Source organism: Streptomyces sp. WMMB303 (assembly GCF_029351045.1).
GTDB lineage: Bacteria > Actinomycetota > Actinomycetes > Streptomycetales > Streptomycetaceae > Streptomyces.
In genome coordinates this window covers 3,857,692-3,881,578 of sequence record NZ_JARKIN010000001.1, presented here as the reverse complement: position 1 = coordinate 3,881,578, position 23,887 = coordinate 3,857,692, and the positions used below count along the sequence as shown (strand labels likewise).

18 protein-coding genes are annotated in these 23,887 nt (G+C 72.3%); 14 read left to right on the top strand and 4 right to left on the bottom strand.

Annotation, left to right across the window (positions count from 1 at the left end):
• Nucleotides 1-287: 287 nt before the first annotated feature.
• The 4 genes from P2424_RS17260 to P2424_RS17245 form a co-directional block, all read right to left on the bottom strand.
• Nucleotides 288-545 carry a DUF3311 domain-containing protein gene (locus P2424_RS17260; protein WP_276476634.1) on the bottom strand — a complete coding sequence of 86 codons (258 nt, stop codon included), beginning with the start codon at nucleotides 543-545 and terminating at the stop codon, nucleotides 288-290.
• 177 nt (nucleotides 546-722) lie between these two features.
• Nucleotides 723-1,046 carry a hypothetical protein gene (locus P2424_RS17255; protein ID WP_276476633.1) on the bottom strand — a complete coding sequence of 108 codons (324 nt, stop codon included), beginning with the start codon at nucleotides 1,044-1,046 and terminating at the stop codon, nucleotides 723-725.
• Nucleotides 1,043-1,621 (bottom strand): sigma-70 family RNA polymerase sigma factor, encoded by a 579-nt coding sequence (locus tag P2424_RS17250; RefSeq protein WP_276476632.1) that lies wholly within the window; start codon nucleotides 1,619-1,621, stop codon nucleotides 1,043-1,045. Before P2424_RS17250 ends, P2424_RS17255 begins: the two co-directional genes overlap by 4 nt.
• Nucleotides 1,618-3,165, bottom strand: coding sequence for a sodium:solute symporter (locus P2424_RS17245; protein ID WP_276476631.1), 1,548 nt, complete (start codon nucleotides 3,163-3,165; stop codon nucleotides 1,618-1,620). Before P2424_RS17245 ends, P2424_RS17250 begins: the two co-directional genes overlap by 4 nt.
• An 858-nt stretch (nucleotides 3,166-4,023) precedes the next feature.
• Between P2424_RS17245 and P2424_RS17240 the strand changes: the two genes are divergently transcribed.
• The 14 genes from P2424_RS17240 (at nucleotide 4,024) to P2424_RS17175 (ending at nucleotide 23,886) form a co-directional block, all read left to right on the top strand.
• Complete coding sequence (locus P2424_RS17240) at nucleotides 4,024-5,502, top strand: sugar transferase (protein WP_276476630.1); 1,479 nt, start codon at nucleotides 4,024-4,026, stop codon at nucleotides 5,500-5,502.
• A 73-nt stretch (nucleotides 5,503-5,575) separates the two neighbouring features.
• A complete protein-coding gene (locus P2424_RS17235) occupies nucleotides 5,576-6,904 on the top strand; it encodes a nucleotide sugar dehydrogenase (protein ID WP_276476629.1) in 1,329 nt (442 codons plus the stop codon).
• On the top strand, nucleotides 6,894-8,159 hold the full coding sequence (locus tag P2424_RS17230; RefSeq protein ID WP_276476628.1) for a glycosyltransferase family 4 protein: 1,266 nt from the start codon (nucleotides 6,894-6,896) through the stop codon (nucleotides 8,157-8,159). Before P2424_RS17235 ends, P2424_RS17230 begins: the two co-directional genes overlap by 11 nt.
• Nucleotides 8,156-9,526 carry a Wzz/FepE/Etk N-terminal domain-containing protein gene (locus tag P2424_RS17225; RefSeq protein ID WP_276476627.1) on the top strand — a complete coding sequence of 457 codons (1,371 nt, stop codon included), beginning with the start codon at nucleotides 8,156-8,158 and terminating at the stop codon, nucleotides 9,524-9,526. The genes P2424_RS17230 and P2424_RS17225 overlap by 4 nt, the downstream gene beginning before the upstream one ends.
• Entirely contained in the window at nucleotides 9,523-11,046 is a 1,524-nt protein-coding gene (locus tag P2424_RS17220; protein WP_276476626.1) for a Wzz/FepE/Etk N-terminal domain-containing protein, read from the top strand. Before P2424_RS17225 ends, P2424_RS17220 begins: the two co-directional genes overlap by 4 nt.
• A 3-nt stretch (nucleotides 11,047-11,049) precedes the next feature.
• The gene (gene asnB / locus P2424_RS17215; RefSeq protein ID WP_276476625.1) at nucleotides 11,050-12,984 is read left to right on the top strand and encodes an asparagine synthase (glutamine-hydrolyzing); all 1,935 of its coding nucleotides are present in this window, start codon (nucleotides 11,050-11,052) and stop codon (nucleotides 12,982-12,984) included.
• A gap of 17 nt (nucleotides 12,985-13,001) precedes the next feature.
• The gene (locus P2424_RS17210; protein ID WP_276476624.1) at nucleotides 13,002-15,203 is read left to right on the top strand and encodes a bi-domain-containing oxidoreductase; all 2,202 of its coding nucleotides are present in this window, start codon (nucleotides 13,002-13,004) and stop codon (nucleotides 15,201-15,203) included.
• Nucleotides 15,200-17,143 (top strand): alginate lyase family protein, encoded by a 1,944-nt coding sequence (locus P2424_RS17205; protein WP_276476623.1) that lies wholly within the window; start codon nucleotides 15,200-15,202, stop codon nucleotides 17,141-17,143. The genes P2424_RS17210 and P2424_RS17205 overlap by 4 nt, the downstream gene beginning before the upstream one ends.
• An 8-nt stretch (nucleotides 17,144-17,151) precedes the next feature.
• Nucleotides 17,152-18,684 (top strand): right-handed parallel beta-helix repeat-containing protein, encoded by a 1,533-nt coding sequence (locus tag P2424_RS17200; protein WP_276476622.1) that lies wholly within the window; start codon nucleotides 17,152-17,154, stop codon nucleotides 18,682-18,684.
• A gap of 1 nt (nucleotide 18,685) precedes the next feature.
• Nucleotides 18,686-19,921 carry an O-antigen ligase domain-containing protein gene (locus P2424_RS17195; protein ID WP_276476621.1) on the top strand — a complete coding sequence of 412 codons (1,236 nt, stop codon included), beginning with the start codon at nucleotides 18,686-18,688 and terminating at the stop codon, nucleotides 19,919-19,921.
• A gap of 2 nt (nucleotides 19,922-19,923) precedes the next feature.
• Nucleotides 19,924-21,171 carry a glycosyltransferase gene (locus P2424_RS17190; RefSeq protein WP_276479009.1) on the top strand — a complete coding sequence of 416 codons (1,248 nt, stop codon included), beginning with the start codon at nucleotides 19,924-19,926 and terminating at the stop codon, nucleotides 21,169-21,171.
• Nucleotides 21,168-22,412, top strand: a complete 1,245-nt coding sequence (locus P2424_RS17185) for a class I SAM-dependent methyltransferase (protein ID WP_276479008.1) — start codon at nucleotides 21,168-21,170, stop codon at nucleotides 22,410-22,412. The genes P2424_RS17190 and P2424_RS17185 overlap by 4 nt, the downstream gene beginning before the upstream one ends.
• On the top strand, nucleotides 22,409-23,242 hold the full coding sequence (locus tag P2424_RS17180) for a glucose-1-phosphate cytidylyltransferase (RefSeq protein WP_276476620.1): 834 nt from the start codon (nucleotides 22,409-22,411) through the stop codon (nucleotides 23,240-23,242). The genes P2424_RS17185 and P2424_RS17180 overlap by 4 nt, the downstream gene beginning before the upstream one ends.
• Nucleotides 23,239-23,886, top strand: a complete 648-nt coding sequence (locus P2424_RS17175) for a PIG-L family deacetylase (protein WP_276476619.1) — start codon at nucleotides 23,239-23,241, stop codon at nucleotides 23,884-23,886. Before P2424_RS17180 ends, P2424_RS17175 begins: the two co-directional genes overlap by 4 nt.
• Nucleotide 23,887: the final 1 nt, after the last annotated feature.

Here is a 23,887-nt window from a genome sequence, read left to right as displayed (position 1 = left end):
GGTCGACGCCCGGCTCGGCGTGAGTCCGTACCCGCTGTCTGCCAACGGTGCCCCCTGACCTCCTGCTCGGATGCCGCGGGCCGGCCGCCCGGCGGTCTGCTCAGGAGTTGCCGGGGGTTCCGATTCGGTTGACAGGAGATTTCCCCGAGTTTCAGGTGGCGGGGCATGAGGTCACGGACAGGCCCCGCTGTCCCGGCCGGCGACCGTTGTGCCCCGGCCGGAGAACCCCCTCGACGGGCCCGGTTGCAAGCAGCGCGACGCACACTCCGGACGCCACTGCCCCCGTTTCACTCCGCGGCGCCCCCGCTGCGATGTGCCCGCTGGTCACGCCGCCACAGCTGGTAGGCGATCATCGTCAGCGCTGCGGAGAGCGGCACCCACAGCAGCTGGTACCAGTAGAAGAACGGGATGCCCATCAGGGCTGGGCCGGTTCTGGCGTAGGAGCCGACCCACAGCATCGCCACGAACGGGGCGATAAGACACAGGGCGATCACCACCCGGGCCGGCGTGATCACCGCCGGTCTCGTTCGAGGTCTCCCCGGCATACGGCGGCTCCATTCTTCGCCGACTACGCGAATACAGCAGGACATCGAAGTGACGGTTCCGCCCCGGCGAACCTCTTCGGCGGACGAGGCATTCCCCGCGTCCGTACGGTGTGTGGTCGGCGCCGTAGGCGGCGTCCTGATGGGGGAGTCGCCCCGCCGTCGGAACCGGCCGAGCGGTCACCCGGTTGAGGCGCAGGGCACGAGGCAGTCGGGAAGGGTTCGCGGGAGTGACGCGAGAGCGCCGCTGGTGGGCCCCGCACCGGAAAAGACGACCCCCCGGTCCGAGGGAGTCCGGTTCAGCACCCACAGGCCGATCAGCGTGGCCAGGGTGAAGACGACCGCGATGAGCGCGGCGAGGACGAGTCTGCGCCGACGCTCGCGGCGCAGCCAGTCGCCGCGCGCAGTGCTGTATGCGTCGGGGGCCCCCCGCACTCCGTCCGCGAGCGCGGCCAGGGCCTCGCCCAGTTCCCTCTCCGTCCGGTCGGGACTGGTGTCGTTCATTTCCGGGCCTCCATCGCCTGGGTCAGCGCTCCGATACCGCGCGCCGTATGCGTCTTGACGGATCCGGCGGAGATTCCCATCGCAGCGGCGATCTCACTCTCCTTCAGCCCGAGCCAGTGCCGCAGCACCAGCGCCTCACGCTGCCGGGCCGGGAGCTGCCGCAGCGTGTCGATCAGCACACGCTGGTCGTCGCGCAGCAGCGCGGTGCTCTCGGCCGAGGCGACCATCTCGTCGGGCGATCTCACCGCGTGTTTGCGTGCCATCTGCAGATGGCGTATCCGCATCCGCGTCAGGTTGCAGACCGTGGAGCGCAGGTAGGCCTCAGCCGCCGCAGTGTCCCGCAGTCGCCGCCATCTGCGGTAGATCTGGTAGTACGCCTCGGCCACCACGTTCTCCGGATCGTCGGCTCCCAGCAGTACGGCGAGTCGCAGCATCGGGGTGTAGTGCAGTTCGAACAGTCGAGCCACACCGGCCTCCCTCTCCTCGTCGGCGGGGTCGTTGATCGTGGGGGCGAGGGCCTCGGCTGGAACTGCGGGCTGCGGCACGGGCACAGGGATGCCGGATCTGTGTCTCATGGGTTGTTCGCTCCCGTCTCGGGGCGCCGCCTGACGGTCAGACGCGGGGGCAGGTCGGTGAGGTCGGCGCCGCGCGGGACGCGGAGACGTTCGAGAGCGACGCTCCCGGCCACTGCGACAGTCAGATTGAGCAGCAGCGCGAGGAGTCCGACGTATATCTCCAGCGGTCCGGCGCCCGTGCCGAGCGGCACGATGGGCGAGAATCCTTCCCGCACCACGAGGAGTGTCCCGGCCACCATGCCCACGCCCCACCCGGCAAGGAGGGCCCGGGGGTGCAGCCATCGGGTGTACAGCCCCACAGCCACGGCCGGGAAGATCTGCAGGATCCAGACCCCGCCGAGCAACTGGAGGTTGACGGCGTCCTGATCGCGCAGCCCGAACACGAACGCCACCGCGCCCACCTTCGCGGTGAGCGACACCGACTTGGCTATGCGTACCTGCCGCTTGGGCGTGGCCGTCGGATGGACGTACTCGACATAGACATTGCGGACGAAGCTGGTCGCGGCCGCGATCGACATCACCGCAGCCGGGACAAGCGCCCCCACGGTGATCGCTCCGAATACCAGCCCGGCCAGCGGTCCCGGCATCAGCCGGTCCACCAGCATCGGCACGGCCGCCTCGGCCGCGCCCTCCGGCGCCCGCACCCCCACCGCGAGCGCAGCGATCCCCAGGAACCCGAAGAGCGCGAGCAGCCCGGTCCACGCGGGCAGCGCCACGGCGGTCTTGCGCAGAGTGCGTGAGCCGTCGGAGGCGAAGCCCGCCGTGAGCACATGTGGGTACATCAGCAGGGCGAGCGCGGAGCCCAGGGCGAGGGTGGCGTAGGCGGGCTGATGAGCGGGGCTGAGGAGCAGTGCGGGAGAACCCAGCCGCTGGGCGGCGCCCTCGAAGACCGCACCCGGACCACCGAGCCGCACCAGGACCAACCAGGTCACGGCGGTCAGTGAGACGAAAACGGCTACCGCTTTGAGCGCGGAGATGACGGTCGGCGCCCGCAGCCCGTGCCGGTAGGTCGCCACCGCGAGCCCGGCGAACAGCGCCACCATCACCAGATCGCCGGTCGCGCCCGCCGGGTACATGCCGCCGGCTGTCAGCACCGCGCGTATGCCCAGCAGCTGCAGCGCCAGATACGGCATCGTCGCGAGGATCCCGGTCAGCGCGACCACCAGGGCCAGTGGCGCGGATCCGTACCGTCCGCGCACGAAGTCGGCGACGGTGATGTAGCCGTGTCGGCGGGCCACCGTCCACAGCCGGGCCAGCAGGACGAAGACGAGAGGGCAGACGAGTACCGTGTAGGGCACTGCGAAGAACGCGGGCGCGCCGTTGCCGTACGCCAGTCCTGGTACAGCGGTGAAGGTGTACGCCGTGAAGATCGTGCCGCCGAGCAGCACCCAGGTCCACCAGGGGCCGAGGCTCCGGTCGGCCAGTGCCCAGCCCTCCAGGGACGGAAGCCGGTCGTTGGGACGCAGGCGACGCGCGGTGACCGCGAGCAGCGACGCCCCGGCGAGCACCGCGAGAAACGTCGCAGTCATGGCTGTACCGGCCATGGGTCACCGTCCTTGGTGTGCCTGTTCCCTTGCGCAAGAGTTGCACGGGCCGCCGGGCCGGAGGACAGGGGCCGAAATCCGCCGGATACGTACTGTCAACCCTGCTGACGGGTGGAAGCTCCTGAACGGGCCTACGGCGGCCAGGAGAGGATCGTAGGCCATAGCACGAACCGTGCGTCACTGGTTACCGTGCGCCGCGATCACCGGTCTGCTTCAGGGGGACCTTCCGCTTCCCTTCCGCCGGGCCAGACCACTGGCACATGCGAACCGGTTCACGGATCTCCGGTGATCCCCGAGTGAGGCAATCCGCACAGCCGAACACCTCGGAGGTGAGGGTCCGGCGCAGCAGTGCGGCTGTGTTGTGGCAGGTCGCATGGCGTGCTTTCGCAGTCGCGGGGCCTGCGGGCCGGCTCCGGCCGGTACTCAAACTCCAAAGCTTGCGCACAAATTGCACACACCCCCTCTTCAGGTGGCCCGTGATGGTCTACATTGACGGTGCTTCAGATGTTTGGACACAGGGCGACAAATGGTGATCTATCGGTCCGATGTTTCGGGCAGTCGTTAGCCGTATCCCGGCGCCGGCCACCAGGGGCACTCGGCTCCGGGGGTCCGGACCGGGACCGCGGGTGCGGGGAGCACCCGGGCGTTCCGCGGGGCCTGTGCAAGCAGGGAGCCGGTGGGAGACGGGGGGTGCCACACCGCTCGGCGTGGTGGTCAGGTACGGCCGCCGACGGCGGGAGTACGTACGGCCGGGCGGAAGCCGCCCCGGGGTAGGGAACAGCGCGGCGCGGGGGCAGGTGCCTCCCGGGGAACAGTGATGGGCGAACAGGTCGAACCACTGGCGAGCTGGGGGATTCTGTGCGGCAGGGGGAATTGGTCGACCCGTTACCGTCGGCGCTCGGGCGTCCGGCGGAGGGGGCAGTCAGCCGGTCCGCGAGCGACTGGGAGCAGCGATACCGCCGTACCGTGATCACCAGCGACACCGTGGTGACCGCCTTCGTGGTGGCGGCGATCGGCATCTTCTTCGGGGCCCGGGACGCGGCCAACTGGCACGAGAAATGGAGCATCCTCGCGCTCGGCACCGAGCTGCTGGTGCTGGGAGCGTTCGCGGTGAGCCGGGCGTGGGCTCCGGCCGTGCTCGGCCAGGGCGCCGAGGAATTCCGCCGGCTGGGACGCTCGCTGTTCACTGCGGCCGTCGTACTGGCGCTCGGCGGAATAGCCCTGACCTCGCGAAACATCAAACTCTGGATCTTCGTCGCGATTCCCGCGATCGCGCTGCTCACCATGATCGCGCGGTATCTGCTGCGGCTCTCGCTGCACCGGCAGCGGATGGCCGGACGATGTCTGCGGCCGGTGCTGGCCGCCGGGAGCCCGGCCACCGTGCACGACCTGATATCCCGGGTCCGCAAGTTCCCGCACCTCGGCTGGCGGGTGGAGGCGGTGTGCACGCCGGACGGACTCGGGCTGCACGGTGACCACCTGGACGGCGTGCCCGTCGTCGGCCGGCTGGCCGACCTCGCGGGCCACGTCCGCCGGGACGGCTACCGCGTGGTCGCGGTCACACCGGACCCGCACTGGTCACCGGAGCAGTTGCAGCGGCTGGCCTGGAACCTCGAGGGCAGCGACGCCGAGATGGTCGTCGCCCCCGTGCTGATGGAGGTGGCAGGCCCGCGGCTGCACGTCGACGCGGTGCTCGGGATCCCGCTGTTACGGGTCAGCATGCCGACCTTCACCGGGGGCCGTCGGGCCGTCAAAGAGGTCGTCGACAAGGTGGGCGCGACGCTCCTGCTGGTGCTCTGCGCGCCACTGATGGCGCTCGCCGGACTCCTCGTGCTGTCGGACAGCCGCGGCGGCGTGTTCTACCGGCAGCGCAGGGTCGGCAAGGACGGCCGGGAGTTCACCATACTGAAGTTCCGCACCATGGTCGCCGGGGCCGACCGGGCACGCGCCGAGCTGGCCGACCGCAACGAGGGCGCCGGACTGCTGTTCAAACTCCGCCGGGATCCGCGGGTGACCCGGGTGGGAGCGGTGCTGCGCCGCTACTCGATCGACGAACTCCCGCAGCTGTTCAATGTACTGGCCGGATCCATGTCGCTCGTCGGTCCGCGGCCTCCGCTGCCGGAGGAGTCCGCCGCCTACGACCCGGACATCCGGCGGCGGCTGCTGGTCAAGCCCGGGCTCACCGGCCTGTGGCAGATCAGCGGACGCAGCGACCTGCCGTGGGAGGAGGCGGTCCGCCTCGACCTGCGGTATGTGGAGGACTGGTCGCTGGCCCTGGACACGGTGATCTTGTGGAAGACCCTGCGCGTGGTGCTCCACGGGCAGGGGGCCTACTGATGCGCGGCGGCCGGTGTCCGGCCCCCGTGCGGCACGCAGGCCGCAGGGGCCTGCTCTGGGGGAGGAACGCGTCATGAGGGTCAGTGTTCTGGGGCTCGGCTACGTGGGCTGCGTATCGGCCGCGTGCCTGGCCCGCCGGGGCCATCAGGTCGTCGGAGTGGACGTGAACCAGGCGAAGGTCGACCTGGTCAACGCGGGCAGAGCCCCGGTGGTCGAGGCGCGGATCGGCGAACTCGTCGGCGAGGTCGTGCGGAGCGGAGCGTTACGCGCCACCGCCGACGTCCGCGAGGCGGTCCTGGACAGCGAGGTGACGCTCGTCTGCGTGGGTACGCCCTCGGAGCCCAACGGCAGCCTGTGCACCACGTATCTGGAAAGGGTCACCGAGCAGATCGGTGCCGCGCTGGCGGAGCGCGACGGGCGGGGCGGGCGGCAGACCGTCGTGTACCGCAGCACCATGCTCCCCGGGACCTGCCTGAACCTGCTGGTTCCGATTCTGGAGAAGTACGTCGGCGGCACCGCCGGGGTGGACTTCGGAGTCGTGGTCAACCCGGAGTTCCTGCGCGAGGGCACGAGCGTGCGGGACTTCTTCGATCCGCCCAAGACCGTCATCGGCGAGCTCGATCCGGCGAGCGGCGAAGCGGTGGCGGCGCTCTACGACGGCTTGCCCGGAGAAGTCTTCCGGGTACCGGTCCCGACCGCGGAAGCGATCAAGTACGCCGACAACGCCTTCCACGGCCTCAAGATCGGTTTCGCGAACGAGTTGGGCGCGGTGTGCCAGGCGCTCGGAGTCGACTCGCACCAGGTGATGGACGTCTTCCTGGCCGACCGCAAGCTGAACGTCAGCCCGGCCTACCTGCGGCCCGGCTTCGCCTTCGGCGGCTCCTGCCTGCCCAAGGACCTGCGCAGCCTGGTCCACGCGGCCCGGCGGGCCGATGTCTCGGTACCCATCCTCGCCCACGTGCTGCCCTCCAACTCCGACCATCTGCAGCGTGCGGTGGACCTGGTCGAGCGCACCGGCAAGCGCCGCGCCGGACTGCTCGGGCTGTCCTTCAAACCCGGTACCGACGACCTGCGCGAGAGTCCGCTCGTCGAGCTGGCGGAACGGCTCTACGGCAGGGGGTACGACCTGCGGATCCACGACGCCAACGTGAGCCTCTCCCGACTGCTGGGCGCCAACCGCGAGTACATCGAGACCCGGCTGCCGCACCTCGCCCAGCTCCTGGCCGACTCCGTCTCCGAGGTGCTCGAGCACGCCGAGGTGTGCCTGGTCGGGACCAGGGACCCGGCCGTCCTCTCGGCGCTGCCGCCCGCCGGCGAAGGACCGGAGCTGATCGATCTCGTCCACCTCCCCGACGCCGAGGCGCGCCGGGCCGAACAGGGGTATCTGGGCCTTGCCTGGTGACACGGCCGCCGGCGGCCGGCCGGGCCGGCGCGCGCTGATCCTCGTGGAGAACCTGTCGGTGCCCTTCGACCGGCGGGTGTGGCAGGAGTGCAGGACGCTGCACGACGCGGGCTGGGAGGTGCACGTCATCTGCCCCCGGGGAGGGAAGCGGGACACCGAGCCGGAGACCGAGATCGACGGGATACGGATCCACCGCTACCCGCTGCGCGCGGCCACCGGAGGGCCGGCCGGATATCTGCGGGAGTACGGAGCGGCGCTGTGGCACACGGTCCGGCTGGCACGCAGGGTCGGCCCGGTCGATGTCGTCCACGCCTGTAATCCGCCCGACCTGCTGTTCCTCCCGGCGCTGTGGCTGAAGCGGCGCGGCGCGCGGTTCGTCTTCGACCAGCACGACCTGGTGCCCGAGCTGTACCTCTCCCGGTTCGACCGCGGCGAGGACCTGCTCCACCGTGCCGTATGCGCGCTGGAGCGGATGACCTACCGAGCCGCGGACATCGTGATCGCCACGAACGAGAGCTACCGGGAAGTCGCGCTGCGCCGCGGCGGCCGGAGCGCGGCGGACGTCTTCGTGGTGCGCAGCGCGCCCGACACCGACCGGTTCCGCGCCGTACCGCCGGAGCCGGAGCTGAAGCGGGGCAAGCCGTACCTGCTGTGCTACCTCGGCGTCATGGGCCCGCAGGACGGCGTCGACTACGCCCTGCGCGCCCTCGCGAAGCTGCGCGACGACCTGGGGCGGACCGACTGGCACGCGGTGTTCGTCGGTGCCGGCGACACCTTCGACGCGATGGTGGAGCTCTCCCGGCAGCTCGGGCTCTGCGAGCAGGTGCAGTTCACCGGGCGGATCCCGGACGCCGACCTGGTGCGCTACCTGTCCACCGCCGACGTGTGCCTCTCTCCTGACCCGCACAATCCGCTCAACGACGTGTCGACCATGAACAAGGTCCTGGAGTACATGGTGATGGGCCGGCCGATCGTCTCCTTCGACCTGCGGGAGGCCCGGGTGTCGGCCGGAGAGGCCGCCGTCTACGCGCCCGCCGACGACGAGGCAGGGTTCGCCGAGGCCGTCGCACAGCTGCTGGACGATCCGCAGAAGCGGGCCCGGATGGGCAGGATCGGCCGGGAACGGATCGGCGGGAAGCTCTCCTGGCGCAACTCCCAGCAGTCGCTGCTCGCCGCCTACGCCGCGGCCTGCCGCGACCATGCTCCGGTCGCGACGGGCGCCCCGGTCCAGGCGGGCAAGAGGCGACGCCGTTGAGCGACGACACGATACGCCTGGTCACGATCGGGCGGCTGCTCCGTCGGCGCTGGCGCCTGCTCGCCGTCCTCGCCGTGGCGGGCGCGCTCGTCGGCTACGGCACCTCGGCGCTGTTCCCGCCCCGCTACACGGCGTCGGCCTCGGTACTGCTGCCGGGGCAGTGGGAGGAGCGCGAGCTGCTGACCCAGGTGGAGATCGCGACCAGTTCGGCCGTGCTCGACCGCGCGGCCGCCACGCTCGGCTGGCCGGGGGTCAGCGGCACCGGGCTGCGGGGCCGAGTACGCGCCGAGGCGGCGGACGGAAACATCATCACGATCTCGGGTACGGCCGGGACGCCGGGGCGCGCGCAGCAGCTCTCCGACCGGACGGCCCAGCAGTTCGTCACGTTCACCGCGCGGCTCGCCGGCGAGGGTACCGACGCAGACGAGGCAGCGGGAACCGAGGCACTGCGGCAGAAGGTCCGGGAGACCGACCGCCGGATCACCGAACTGGCCGAGTCGTCCGATCCGGGACGGACCGTGGAGAGCGTGCAGGCCCGCACCGAGCTGGAGAAGCTGCGCACCGCGCTGCAGGAAGCCATGAAGAAGCTGGACGACGCCGCCCCGGCGAGCAGCAGGACCGGCCTGGTCGTCATGGGTCCGGCGGCCCGGCCCACCGGCGAGGCACCGCCGACGACGCTGCAACGGGTGGGCGCCGGGGCGCTGCTGTCCTTCCTGCTCGGCATCGTCGGGCAGCTCGCCGCCGTGCGGATGAGCCGCCGGCTGGACACCGAAGGGGAGATCGCCGCCGCACTGGGCTCGGCTCCGCTGGGCACTGTCGAGGTCCCCGGCGAACAGCTCGCGCACCGCCGTCCGGGCCGCGGCCGGGCCCGGATCCGCCGGCTGCTGGGCCTGGACACCCGATGGCACCGACCCGTGCCGCGAGCGTCCGGCGGCGAGGCCGACAGGCGGATCCGCTGCCGGCGGGTGTGTGCCCGCCTCCGGGAGGAGCTGCCCGCGGGCCCGCGGCGGGTGCTGGCGCTCGTACCGGCGGGCGACGTGCTCGGCCGCCGGGCCGCCGACGAGCTCGCCGCCGAGGCCGGGACCGATCCGCTGCTGCCGGCGGTGGACGTGTCCGTGTCCCGCCCGCTGGTGCCGGATCGCGACACCGAGTCCGGTGCCCTGGTCGTGCTCGGCGCGGGCAACTGGACCGCGGAGGAACTCGGCGGCATCGCCGGGGCATGTGCGGACGCGGGGCACCGGGTCGTCGGAGTCGTCGTCGCCGAACCGGTCCGGGCTGCCCGTCCGGAGCGGGCGGCCGACCGCCCCGCGCAGCATCAGGAGCAGCCGGTCCCGGTCGGCGGCACCGCGAGGGGAGGCCCGGCATGACGACGAGCCGTACCGCGGGCGCCCCGGGCGCCGCCCCGCTGCTGGACCTGCAGTCGCTGGTCGTGGCGGTGCGCAGGCGCCGCCGCCTCTGGTGTTCCATGGCGCTGCTGGGGCTGCTGGTCGGCGCAGGCGTGGCGATCCTGCTGCCCCCGCCGCCGGCAGCGGTGACCACGGTGTTGGTCGCGCACCAGGAGGACCAGCCCAACGACACCGGAACCCTGATCCGTACCGACGTCGAGCTGCTGGGCACCACGCGGATCGCGGGCCGGGCCCTGCGGTCCCTCCACTCCCCCGAGGACCCCGAGGACTTCCTGCGGGACTACCGGGGCACCGGCGTGACCAACAACCTGCTGCGGATCGATGTGACGGGTGCGGACGAAGCCCAGGCGGTGGCCCGGGCCGGCGCGCTGGCCGACGCGTTCGTCGCCGACCATGTGCGGCGGATGCGCGAGACCGCCCAAGCCCAGACCGAGGCCCTGCTCGACCAGCGTGACCGGATGCGGGACGAACTCGCCCAGGTCAACAAGTCGATCGGCGGCCGTTCACCGGGAAGCGACCCTCAGGCGTCGGCGCGGATCGAGTCGCTCTTCGCCCGCCGGGCCGAACTCAACTCGCGGATCGCCGACTTCGACCAGCGGGCAGCGGAGGCGCGCACCGGCACGCCCCGGATCGTCGCCGGGACGCAGATCGTTGACGCCCCGCGCGCGGTGCACCACTCGCTGCCCGCGGCCGCCGCCACCGACGCCGCGATCGGGCTCGTCCTGGGGCTCGCCCTCGGGCTCGCGGTGGCCGCGGTCGGCGCGGTGGTGGCGGACCGCCCCGTGCTGCGCCGGGAGATCGCGGCGAACCTGGGTGCCTCGGTTGTCGCGGAACTGCCCCTGCGGACGGGCAGGCTGTGGCAGCCGAGGCGGAAGCGGGCGGCACATGAACAGCTCGCGGCGGCCCTGGCCCGCACCGTGCGCGGCTCCGCCGAACCGCTGTCGCTGCTGGAGCTGGGGTGCGCGCGCCGCACGAGCGTGCTCGCCCTGGCTCTCGCACGGGCCCTCACGGCGGACGGTCCGGTGACGGTCGTCGACGGCCTGCCCGGCCCGCACCTCGCCGGCAGCCGCAGGCAGCCGGACGACCCGGTCGTGGTGGTCGGCGGCGAGCGGACCGCTGACGCGGAGCCCCCGGAACGCCGGCTCGGCGTCGGCTCGGTCGCGCCCGGCACGGCCTGGACCGACCTGAGGCACCTGGGAACCCGGACCGTCCTGGTCGTACGCGCCGGGCACGGCAGCGCCGCCTGGCTGCACACGGTGACGCGGCAGCTCGCGGACCAGCACATCCCGGTGCTCGGCGTGGTGCTGACCGACCCCGATCCGCGGGACCGGACCGACGGCACGCTCTGGGACGGCCCGCACACTGCGGCGCGCGGCCGGAACGAACGCCCGGACCGGCGGAACGGGACGGGCGCCCCGCAGACGGAACGGCTACCCGTACGGGCCGCTCGGGTCCCGGACAGCGACCAGGAGGCGAGATAGGACATGTGCGGTATCGCGGGCACGTACCGATGGCCGGACGGGAAGGGCGTCACCGACCGGATGACCGACACCCTCGCCCACCGCGGCCCGGACGGGGCGGGACGCTACAGCCACTCGCTCGGCGACGGGGAAGTGCAGCTGGGGCACCGCCGGCTGGCCGTCATCGATCTGTCCGGGACCGGCGCCCAGCCGATGGCAGCGGACGGCCTCGTCCTGACCTACAACGGCGAGCTGTACAACGCGCCCGAACTGCGCGCCGAACTGGCGGCCTGCGGGGTGCGCTTCCGCGGCACCTCCGACACCGAGGTACTGCTGGAGGCGTGGCGGCGCTGGGGCACGGACTGCCTGCCCCGGTTGCGCGGCATGTTCGCCTTCGGCGTCTTCGACGAGCGCACCGGAGAACTGGTGCTCGCCCGCGACCAGCTCGGCATCAAGCCGCTGTTCCTGCTCCGGCGGGGCTCGGGCCTGGTGTTCGCCTCCGAGCTCAAGGCCCTGGCCGCCGCCACCGGCGGGTCGATGCAGGTGGACCCCGCGGCGATGGTGGCCTCGCTGCTGTACTACTGGGTGCCGGATTCGCGGTGTGCGCTGCGCGGGGCGGAGAAACTGCCGCCGGGCGGCTGGCTGAGGTGCCGACCCGACGGGCGGGTGGAGCGCGGCCGGTACTGGGATCTGCGTCAGGTCGCGGCCGAGGGACGGGAGCGCGCTCGGTCCGGCGAGCGGCCGGAACTCGCCGCCATCGTCGAGGAGTCGACCCGCCGCCACCTGCTGTCCGACGTACCCGTGGCGACTTTCCTCTCCGGCGGGCTGGACTCCAGCTATCTGACCGCGCTGGCGGCCCGCGACCTGCCCGGGATCTCCGCCTACACGATCGGGTTCCGCGCCGAGGACGCCAGGTTCGAGGCGATGCCGGACGACCTGCGCCACGCCCGGCGGGTCGCCGAGCGGTTCGGCGTCGACCTGCGGGAGATCGAGATCGCTCCGGACGTGCTCGATCTGCTGCCGCGGATGACGTACCACCTGGACGAGCCGATCGGCGATCCGGCCGCGATCAACACCTTCCTGATCTGCTCGGCCGCCCGGGAGGCCGGGGTGAAGGTGCTGCTCTCGGGGATGGGCGCGGACGAGCTGTTCGCCGGATACCGCAAACACCTGGCCAACCTGCTCGCGGTGCGCTATCGGCGCGTTCCGCGGCCGCTGCGACGCGGTCTGTCCAGGGCCGTGGACCGGCTGCCGGTCGCCACGGCTCGCCGGGGATACCGGTCGGTGCGCTTCGCCAAGCGGTTCCTCTCCTTCGCCGACCTGCCGGAGGAGACCGCGTTCCGGCGCAGCTACACCATGTACGACCGGGACGAGCTGCTCGCCCTGGTCGATCCGGACCTGGCCGAAACGGTCGAGGACGTGCTGACCGAGCACGCGGACCTCTACCGGGACAACGAACTCGACGACTTCGTCAACCGCATGTGCCTGGCCGACGCACGGATGTTCCTGCCGGGCCTGAACCTCACCTATACCGACCGGTCGAGCATGGCCGCCTCGACCGAGGTGCGGGTGCCGTACGTGGACGTCGAGGTGGTCAGGGCGGCGTTCGCCGTGCCGGGAGAGCGCAAGATCGCCGGACGGCAGGGCAAGGCCGTCCTCAAGGAGGCGGCCGCCTCGATCCTGCCCGAGGAGATCGTCCATCGGCCCAAGGGCCTGTTCAGCGCCCCGCTGCGGGCCTGGATGAGCCGCGATCTGGCGCCGCTGGTCCGCGAGGTGCTGCACGACGGCGTGCTCGTCGAATCCGGGTTCCTGCGCCGCGACGCGCTGGAGCGGCTCGTCGCCGAGGACGCCGCCGGTCAGCGGGACCACGCCAAGCATCTGTGGCACGTGCTGACCCTCGAGTACTGGTATCGCGGCGCGACCTCGGGAGTCGGCCACAACTCTCAGCTGACGGCGTAGAGACAAGAGGACTTCGGGTGAAACAGGTTGTGCAGAACTACAAGAGCGGCGAGCTGACAGTGCTCGACGTGCCGGTACCGGGGTGCAAGCCGGGAGGTGTACTGGTCCGCAGCGCCTATTCGCTGATATCCACCGGGACCGAGTTGATGAAGGTCTCCGAGGCCGGGATGTCGATGCTGGGCAAGGCCCGCTCCCGCCCGGACCAGGTGGCCAAGGTCATGCAGAGCGTGGCCACCAACGGGGTGCCCGCCACCTACCGCAAGGTGATGGGCAAGCTGGACTCCTGGACGCCGCTGGGCTACTCGCTGTGCGGGGTGGTCGAGCAGGTCGGCACGGGGATCGACGACGTCGCGGTGGGGGACCTGGTGGCCTGCGCCGGCAACGAGCACGCGCTGCACGCCGAGCTGAACTGGGTGCCGAAGAACCTCTACGCCCGGGTGCCGGACGGCCTCGCGCCGCGGTACGCGGCGTTCGGCACGGTGGGGGCGATCGCGCTGCAGGGCGTCCGCCGTGGCGAGCCGCAGCTGGGCGACGTGGCGCTGGTCGTCGGCCTGGGGCTGATCGGGCAGTTGGTGGTGCAGCTGCTGGCCGCCTCGGGAGTCCGCGTCGTGGGGGCGGACCCGGACCCGGCGCGCTGCGAGCTCGGCGCCCGGCTGGGCGCGGTGGCCTGCGGTGATCCCGCATCCGCCGCCGTGGAGGCGGCCGTCGTCGAACTCAGCGGCGGGCACGGCGTGGATCAGGTGTATCTGGCCGCCGGCGGCGGCAGCAACGAGCCCGTCGAGCTGGCCGCGCGGCTGAGCCGGGACCGCGGCCGGGTCGTCGACATCGGCAAGTGCCGCTTGGACCTGCCGTGGAACGCGTACTACGAGAAGGAGCTCGACGTCCGGTTCTCCCGCAGCTACGGCCCCGGGCGCTACGACCCGGAGTACGAGCTGGCCGGGCGGGACTATCCGATCGGCTACGTGCGCTGGACCGAACGCCGCAACCTGGCCTGCTTCCTCGACCTCCTGGCCCGCGGCTCCGTCGACGCGGAGCCCCTCGTCTCCCATGTCGCCGACTTCGACGACGCCGTCGGGACCTACCGGCGACTGGCGGACGGCGACCTGAAGGCCGTGGCCGTGCTGTTCCGGTACCCGGGCCCCGCCGGACATCCGGCGGACGCGGCGGCACCGGCGGCTCCCGAGGTGGCCGTACCGGCGGTGCGGCGCCGCGGCGCAGCGGCGTCCGTTCCCGCCCGGGCCGCCGCCGCACCGGTGCGGCTGGCGTTCGTCGGCGCGGGCAACTACGCGTCCTCGATGCTGCTCCCGCACCTGGCCCGGCGGGACGGTGTCGCACTGTCGACGGTCGTGACCACGACGGCGCTCTCCGCCGCCAACGCGAAGCGGAAGTTCGGCTTCGCCGAGGCGACCACCGATCTGGACGCCGTGCTCGGCGACCCGGCCGTCGACGCGGTGTTCGTGGTCACCCGGCACAGTTCGCACGCCGAACTGACCCGCAGGGCACTGCTGGCCGGGAAGGCGGTCTTCGTGGAGAAGCCGCTGGCCCTCACCGAGGACGAGTTGGCCGGTGTGCTCGCGGCGGTGGAGGAGTCCGGCAACGACCGGCTGCAGGTGGGCTTCAACCGCAGGTTCGCACCGCTGCTGCGTCAGGCCAGGAAGCGGTTCGGTGCCCGGACCGGTCCGGCGAGCGTCCGCTACCTGGTCAACGCCGGCCGGCTGGAGCACGGCAGCTGGTACCTCCGGCAGGGTACTGAGGGCTCCCGGTTCGCCGGGGAGGGCGGGCACTTCATCGACACGGTGAGCTGGCTGCTCGGAGGCGACCCGGTTGCGGTGTACGCGGTGGCCACGCCCGGCAACGAGGACCTGCAGGTCGTGCTGCGCTACCCGGACGGATCGACCGCCACCCTCGGCTACGTCACCACCGGCTCGCCCGGCTTTCCCAAGGAGACGCTCGACCTCGTCGCGGACGGCAAGGTGCTGCGGTTCGACGACTTCGTGCGGGCCACGGTGCACGGCCCCGAGCGGTGGACCTCGCCGCGGCTGTCCAGGACCCGGGACAAGGGGCAGCGCGCCGAACTGGCCGCGTTCCTCAGGGCGGTGCGGACCGGCGGGCCGATGCCGGTACCGCTGGAGTCGCTGGTCGCCACCACGTCGGCCACTCTCGCCGTGCGCACCGCGCTGGCCGGCGGGGCGCCGGTGACCCTGGCGGGGCCGCGATGACGATGAGCGCGGGCTGGTACCTGCGGCGGCTGTCCCGGATGGGCCCCGGAGAGGCACTCGGCCGCGCCGGCGACGCGGTGCGCAGGCGTCGCCGGCGGTCCGCACGGCCGGACTGCCCGCGGGTGACCGGCGCCCGGTTCACCGCCGTACTGCCGGCCGGGGCACTCGCCGCGGTGCCCCCTGACGCCGCGAAACGGCTCGTCGCCGAGGCGGACCGGCTGCTGGAGGGGCACGTCGCGTACTTCGGCGTGGAGCGCGCTGACCTGGCCGACCCGGACTGGTGGTACGACCCGAAGACCGGGCTCCGTGCTCCGCGCGGTTATGCCTTCGACGTGCCCTACCGGGACGAGGACGCGGTCGGGGACATCAAGCAGATCTGGGAACTCTCCCGGCACCAGTACCTCACCGTGCTCGCCGCCGCCTACGCGCTCACCGGCGACGAGCGGTACGCGGAGCGGACTGCCGGGCATCTGCGGTCGTGGTGGCGGGGCAACCCGCCGCTGTGCGGCGTGCACTGGGTCAGCGGCATCGAGCTGGGCATCCGACTGCTCTCCTGGGTGTGGATCCGTCGGCTGCTGGAGGGCTGGCCGGGCGCGGCGGGGCTGTTCGAGGACAATCCGGTGGCGCTGGCCCAGATATGGCACCACCAGCGCTGGCTGGCCGCCTTCCCCAGCCGCGGTTCGTCGGCGAACAACCACGTCATCGCCGAGACCGCCGGGCAGTTTGCGGCGGCCTGCGCGTTCGGGTGGTTCCCGTCTTCCGCGCGGTGGCGTGCCGAGGCCCTGCGGTCGCTGGAGCGGCAGTTGCACAGCAACACCTTCGCCTCCGGCCTGAACCGCGAGTCGGCCACCGAGTACCACGGACTCGTACTGGAGCTCGGCCTGGCCGCGGTGGCCGAGGCGGATGCCGCCGGTGTCCCCGTCCCCGCCTCGATCCGGCTGGTGCTGCTGCGGATGACCGACGCGCTCGCGGCCGTGCTGGACAGCCGCCTGCGGCCGCCACGTCAGGGCGACGCTGACGACGGGCACGGGCTGGTCCTGGACGGCGACGGCACCGACCGCTGGGCCTCGCTGCTGGCCACCGGGGATGCCGTGTTCGGCCGACTCGCCTGGTGGCCGGCGGTGACCGGGACCGATGCGCGCACTCCGCTGCTGACCGCGCTCATCCGGCCCACCGCACCGGCGGTGACCCGTCCGTCCCTCCGTCCGGCCCACTTCGCCGACGCGGGCATGACCATCCTGCGCGGCCCGGGGGAGATCTGGTGCCGCTGCGACGGCGGCCCGCACGGGTTCCTGTCCATCGCCGCGCACGCCCACGCGGACGCGCTGTCCGTGGAGGTCCGGCACGACGGGGTGGACGTCCTCGCCGACCCGGGAACGTACTGCTACCACGGGCAGCCCGGATGGCGGCAGTACTTCCGTTCCACCCTGGGCCACAACACCCTGCAACTGGACGGCGCCGACCAGTCCGCCTCCGGCGGCCCGTTCCTGTGGACCCGGCACGCCCGCAGCCGTGTCCTGGTCGCGGACCCGTCCGCGGAGGGCGCGGCCCGCTGGTGCGCCGAGCACGACGGCTACCGGCACGCCGTGCACCGTCGCCGGGTGGAGCTGACCGCCACGAACCGGGAGCTGCGGGTGGTGGACGAGGTGCGCGGACCGCGCCGGGCCGCACGCCTGGCGTTCCACCTCGGCCCGGCGGTCAGCGCGGAGCTCGTCGGGAACCGGGCCGTGCTCCGCTGGACCCGGGACGGCGAGGACCGCTCCGCGGTCCTCGAGCTGCCCGGGCGGCTGACCTGGCGGGCGCATCGCGGCGAGACCGACCCGCCACTGGGCTGGTACTCCGCCGGGTTCGGGCGCAAGGAACCCGCCACGACGCTGGTCGGCAGCGGATTCACCGACAGCTCCGAGGGGTTCGTCACCGTACTCAGGTTCCGCGGTTAGGGGGAGGCGTGGGGATCGAACGGCGGCACCGGGCGTTACCGGTGGCGGCGCCGGTACTGGCCCTGGTGGCGGCGACCGGCTGTGTGGGCACAACCGGCGGCCCGGCGGAGCCGAGCGCGGCGCCGCCCTCGTCCGCGGCCCGTCCCGCGGCCCGGATGTGCGCCGAGCCCGCGGCCGGCCCGGCGAAGCCGCCCGCGGGCGCGGTGCGGGTCGACCCCGCGGTGGTCGGTGACCTGGCCGCGAAGACCCGGAGCAGCCCTCCGAACACCGTCTTCTGGCTCCGGCCCGGCGAGCACCGGCTCGAGCCGGGCCGCCACGCCCAGGTCGTCCCGAAGAAGGGCGACAGCTACCTCGGTGCGCCGGGCGCGGTGCTCGACGGCCGGAAGACCAACCAGTACGCGTTCGGTGGCAGCGCCCGCGACGTCACCATCCGGCACCTGACCGTGCAGGGCTTCGTCGCGCCGCACGACGAGGGCGTGGTCAACCACGACTCGGCCGACGGATGGGTGATCGAGCACGCCAGGATCCAGTACAACTCCGGCGCCGGGCTGATGGCCGGTGCCCGCCAACGGGTCCGCGCCAGTTGCCTGCGCGGCAACGGACAGTACGGGATGAACGCCTACAAGGCGTCCGGCGGTATCAGCGGTCTGGTGGTCGAGGACAACGAGATCGCGGACAACAACCGCGACGACTGGGAGCGGCGGCGGCCCGGCTGCGGCTGCACCGGCGGCGTCAAGTTCTGGGCCGTCGACGGTGCCGACATCCGCGGCAACTGGGTGCACGACAACCGCGGAGCCGGGTTGTGGGCGGATACCAACAACAACGACTTCCGCGTCGAGGACAATGTCCTGGAGGCCAATGACGGTGCCGCGCTGATCTACGAGGCCGGCTACAACGCGGTCGTCCGCGAGAACACCATCCGGCGCAACAACTGGGTCGAGGGACGCAGATACGCCGACCGCGGGGACAGCTTCCCGTTCGGGACCGTCTACCTGTCCGAAGCCGGCGGCGAACCGCGGATCCCGGCCCGCACGGACAGGATCGAGATCTACCGCAACGTGCTGGAGAACAACTGGTCCGGTATCACCCTGTGGGAGAACGCCGACCGGTTCTGCAACAGCCCGGCCAACACCTCCACCGGCTCCTGCACCCTGCTGGTGAAGGACACCGACCGCTGCACGCGCCCGGCGATCGCCGACCCGCCGCTCCACAGCGACTGCCGGTGGAAGACCCAGCGCGTGGACATCCACGACAACCGCTTCGTGCTGGACACCTCCGTCGTCGAGTGCACGGTCACGTGCGGCCGCATGGCGCTGCTGGCCAACTACGGCACCTACCCGGACTGGTCGCCCTACCAGGGCGACCGGGTGGCCGAGGCGATCACCCACAAGCAGCACAACCGCTGGCATGACAACGTCTACATGGGGCCGTGGAGCTTCGTCGCCCACGACCCGAGCCGGGTCCTCGACTCGGGTCAGTGGCAGGCCGCGCCCTACCGGCAGGACGCGGGCAGCACCTTCCGGCCCCTGGGCGGTGGGTGAGATGGGACAGCACACACCGAGGACCGTCGGAGTCGTCTGGGGACTGCTGATCCTCAACACGCTCGGCTCCGCCGGGGCGAGGACCATCATCCCGCTGCCCCGCTCCCTCATCCAACTGGTCACCATGGGCGCGCTGGTGGCCGCGTTCGCGCTGGCGCTCGTGCTCAATCCCCGGCCGTCCATCCGGCCCGGTGGCTATCTGCTCCTGCTCACGCTGCTGCTGGTGCCGAGCGTGATCTCCAGCGCGCATCCGGAATCCGGGCTCGGCGCGCTGTTCCGCTGCGCCCGGCTGGCTCTCTTCGTCAGCACGCTGTGGCTGCTCAGCCGCTGGTGGGACGGCAGCGCGACGTTCGTCAGACACCACATCCGGATGTATCTGGCGGTGCTCGGCTCGGTGGCAGCGGGCGCGCTCCTCTCGCCGGGCGCCGCACTGCCCGACCTCTACGGCGGCCGGCTGGTCGGCGCGCTGTGGCCGCTCACTCCGCCGCAGATCGGGCAGTACGCCGCGGTGCTCATCGGGCTCACCGTGCTGCTCCTGCTGGGCCACCGGACCGACAAGGGCAGCGCGGCCGCTGTCATCGTGCCGTCGGCCGTTCTCCTCGCGCTGACCCACACCCGGACGGCCACCCTCGGCCTGTTCGCAGGGCTGGCGCTGGCGATCGGCTCGCTCGTCCTGACCAGCGCCGCGGCGCGCCGCTGCTTCGTGTGGACCGTGCTGTGCGCCGCGGTGGCCGCGGTGGGGTTCGGCCCCGCGCTGCGGGCGTGGTTCCTGCGCGGGCAGAGCCAGGAGAACTTCACCAGCCTCACCGGCCGGGCCAAGGTCTGGGACGCTCTGCTGGAGGCACCCCGCACGGCCGTCGAGAAGCTGTTCGGCGCGGGCCTGGGCGACAAGTCGTTCGACGGGCTGCCGATCGACAACAGCTGGCTGGCCGTCTACCAGGAGCAGGGCCTGATCGGCATCGCCCTGGTGGCCGCGCTGTTCGTGGTGCTGGGCGGCGGCGCGCTGCTGCGGCCCCCGTCGCTGTCCCGGGCCTGCGCGATCTTCCTGATCAGCTACTGCGCCCTCGCCTCCTACACCGAGGCCGGGTTGGGCGACGCCTCGCCCTATCTGCTGCATCTGGCCGTCGCCGCCTCGCTGCTGGCCCCGCCCGCCGAGACCGCTCCTTCCCCGCTTCCCGACGCCTCCGGACGCCGCGGCCGGCCGCACGCCCTGAATCCGAACCGGGAGGTGACTTGAGCATGCATGTCCTCGTGGTGCACAACCGCTACGCCTCGGCGCAGCCGAGCGGGGAGAACAAGGTCGTCGACCAGGAGGTCGGGCTGCTGCGCGCGGCCGGACACCGGGTCGGGGTCTTCGAGCGGCGCAGCGACGACATCGCCGCCCGCTCCCTGCCGGGCAAGGCCGCGCTGCCGCTGCTGGTCCCGTGGAACCCGCGGGTCCGCGCCGAGCTCACCGCCCGGCTCCGCGCCGAGCGGCCGGACGTGGTGCACGTCCACAACGTCTTCCCGCTGCTGTCGCCCGCGGTGCTGGCCGCCTGCGCCGATGCCGGCGTGCCCGCCGTGGCCACCCTGCACAACTACACCCAGATCTGCCCGCCCGGCACGTTGCAGCGCGACGGCCGGCCGTGCGCGGAGTGTGTGGGCGCGGCACCGCTGCCCGCCGTCCGGCACGGCTGCTACCGCGGCTCCCGGCTGGCGACGGTGCCCCTCGCGGTCAGTCTGTCGGTCAACCGGCGGCGCTGGTGGTCCGGAGTCGAGCGGTTCCTGTGCATCTCCGCGGCGCAGCGTGACGTCCTGGTGCGGGCCGGCATGCCCCCCGAGCGGCTGGCGGTGAAGCACAACTTCGTGCCCGACCCGGGCGGCCGCCGAGCGGGCCCCGGCGAACATCTGCTCTATCTCGGCCGGCTCGCGGAGACCAAGGGCGTCCGGCTGCTCATGGCCGCGTGGGATGCGATCGCCGCGGCCGGCGGTGTGGGTGTGCCTCTGGTGATCGCCGGAACGGGGCCGCTGGAGGGCGAGGCGAGCGCCTGGGCGGCAGGCCGGGACGACGTGCGGTACGTGGGCCTGTACGACTCGGAGCAGTGCCGGCAGGCGGTCGCGCGGTCGGTCGCGGTGGTGGCCCCCTCGACGTGGCTGGAGGCGTTCGGCCTGGTGGTCGTGGAGGCCATGGCGGCGGGGGTGCCGGCGGTCGCCGCCGGGCACGGCGCCTTCGTCGAACTCGTCGAGGACGGGGTGAGCGGGCTGCTGCACCGGCCGGGGGACGCGGCCTCGCTCGCCTCCTGCATCCGCCGGATCGTGGCCGGACCGGCCCGCAACGGTGAGCTGGGCCGAGCGGCCCGGCACCGATACGAGCAGGACTTCAGCCCGGCTGTCGGGCTGGACCGTCTGGTGGAGGAGTACCGCACCGCGATCGCGGGTCGGTCAGCACCGGATCGCGCCGGGGACGGCCCGGCGCGCAGGGGGGATGGGAACAGCAGATGCAGATGACACGATGCCGGCTCTGCGGCTCGGAAGCGTTGACGAGCGTGGTCGACCTCGGCGCGACGCCACCGTGCGAGAGCTTCCTGGCCGCCGACCAACTCGACCAGCCCGAGCCGACGTACCCGCTGCATCTGCGGGTGTGCACCGACTGCCGGCTCGCGCAGATCCCTCCGCTGATCACTCCGGAGGACACGTTCACCCAGTACGCCTACTTCTCCTCCTTCTCGACGTCCTGGGTGGAGCACGCGCGCACGTTCGTCGCCGACGCCGTGCGCAGGCTCGCCCTCGACTCCGCGGAGAGAGACGCCTTCGTGGTCGAGGTCGCGAGCAACGACGGGTACCTGCTGCGGCACCTGGTGGACCGGGGAATCCGCTGCCTGGGCATCGAGCCGTCGGTCAACGTCGGCGTCGCGGCGCGGGACGCGGGCGTTCCGACCCGCACGGAGTTCCTCGACCCGGCCACCGGTTCGGCCGTCCGCGCCGAGCACGGAGCGGCGGACCTGGTCGTGGCGAACAATGTGTACGCGCACATCCCCGACGTGGTCGGGTTCACCCGGGGGCTGCGCGCGCTGGTCGCGGACGACGGCTGGGTCTCGATCGAGGTGCAGCACCTGCTGACCCTGATCGAGCAGAACCAGTACGACACGATCTACCACGAGCACTTCCAGTACTACACGGTCGCTTCCGCGGCCCGGGCGCTGGCCACCGGCGGGCTGGCGCTCGTGGACGTCGAACTGCTGCCCACACACGGCGGCTCCATCCGACTGTGGGCCCGGCCGACCGGCGCAGCCGGGGAGCCGACTCCACGGGTGGCCGAGCTGCTGGACCGGGAGAAGGCCGCCGGGCTGCACGAGCTGAGCGGCTACACCGAGTTCTCCGCGCGGGTGGCGAAGGTGCGCAGGGACCTCCTGCGGTTCCTGATCGAGGCGGCCGAGCGCGGTGAGACGGTCGTCGGCTACGGCGCCCCCGGCAAGGGCAACACCCTGCTGAACCACTGCGGCATCCGGCCGGACCTGCTCCCGTACACCGTCGACCGCAACCCCTACAAGCACGGCAGGTTCACCCCGGGCACCCGGATCCCGATCCTGCCGCCCGAGCAGATCGGCACCGACCGGCCGGACTACGTGCTGATCCTCCCCTGGAACCTGCGCACCGAACTGATCGAGCAGCTGTCCTACGTGCACGCCTGGGGCGGCCGACTGGTCTTTCCCATCCCGGAACTGAGCATCGTCGAGGTCACATCATGAAGGTCGTACTGTTCTGCGGCGGCTACGGGCTGCGGATGCGCAGCGGAGCCTCCGACGACATCCCCAAGCCGATGGCGATGGTCGGCCCGCGGCCGCTGATCTGGCACGTCATGCGCTACTACGCGCACTACGGGCACACGGAGTTCATCCTGTGCCTCGGATACGGGGCCCACCACATCAAGAACTTCTTCCTCACCTACGAGGAGACCGCCTCCAACGACTTCGTACTGCGCAACGGTCGGACCGAACTGCTGTCCACCGACATCGCCGACTGGACCATCACGTTCGCGCAGACCGGCATCGCCTCTCCGATCGGGGAGCGGCTGCGCCGGGTGCGCGAGCACCTGGACGGCGACGAGATGTTCCTGGCCAACTACGCCGACGTGCTCACCGACGCTCCGCTCCCGCAGATGATCGAGCGGTTCACGCGGCGCGACGCCGGCGCGTCGATGATGGTGGTGCCCCCGCAGTCCTCGTTCCACTGCGTCGAACTGGGCGAGGACGGGCTGGTCGGGGGCATCACCGCGGTGAGCGAACTGCCGCTGTGGGAGAACGGCGGCTACTTCGTGCTCCGTCAGGAGGTCTTCGACCACATACCCGAGAACGGCGACCTGGTCGCCGACGGATGCGCCGGACTGGCCAAGCACGGCCGGCTGGTGGCGCACCAGCACCGCGGGTTCTGGAAACCGACCGACACCGTCAAGGAGCGGGCCGCACTCGACACCGCCTACGCCCGGGGCGACCGCCCGTGGGCCGTGTGGGAACGGGACGGAGCGGGAGCGGAAGCGTACCCGTCCGGCAGCAGGCTCGGCGTCGGAGCCGGAGCGTGATCCGGCTCGGTGCCCGGCGCCTGGAGCGGATCGCCGCGGTCGGCGCGCATTGCGACGACATCGCCATCGGCGCCGGCGGCACGCTGCTGGCGATGTGCCGGGCGAGGCCGGGCATCCGCGTCGACGCGCTGGTGCTCTCCGGCGGAGGCGGCGAGCGGGAGCAGGAGGAACGGGCCGCGCTCGCCGCCTTCTGCCCGGACGCCGAGCTGCGGCTGACCGTGCTCGAGCTGCCGGACGGCCGGCTGCCGTCGCGATGGGAGGAGGCCAAGGCAGCGGTCGAGGAACTGCGCGCGGAGACCGACCCGGACCTCGTGCTGGCTCCGCGGACCGACGACGCGCACCAGGACCACCGATGCCTGGCGAAGCTGATGACCACCGCGTTCCGCGATCACCTCGTGCTCGGCTACGAGATCGTCAAGTGGGACGGCGACCTCGGCCGCCCGGCCGCCTACCAGCCGCTGTCGCAGGAACACGCCGAAGACAAGGTGCGGCTGCTGCAGGAGCACTACCCCTCGCAGCGGCGCCGGCCCTGGTACGACCGCGAAGCCTTCCTGGGCCTCGCGCGGATCCGCGGAATCGAATGCCACGCGCGCTACGCCGAGGCGTTCGCCGTCACCAAACTCACTCTCGACCTGGGGGACTGAA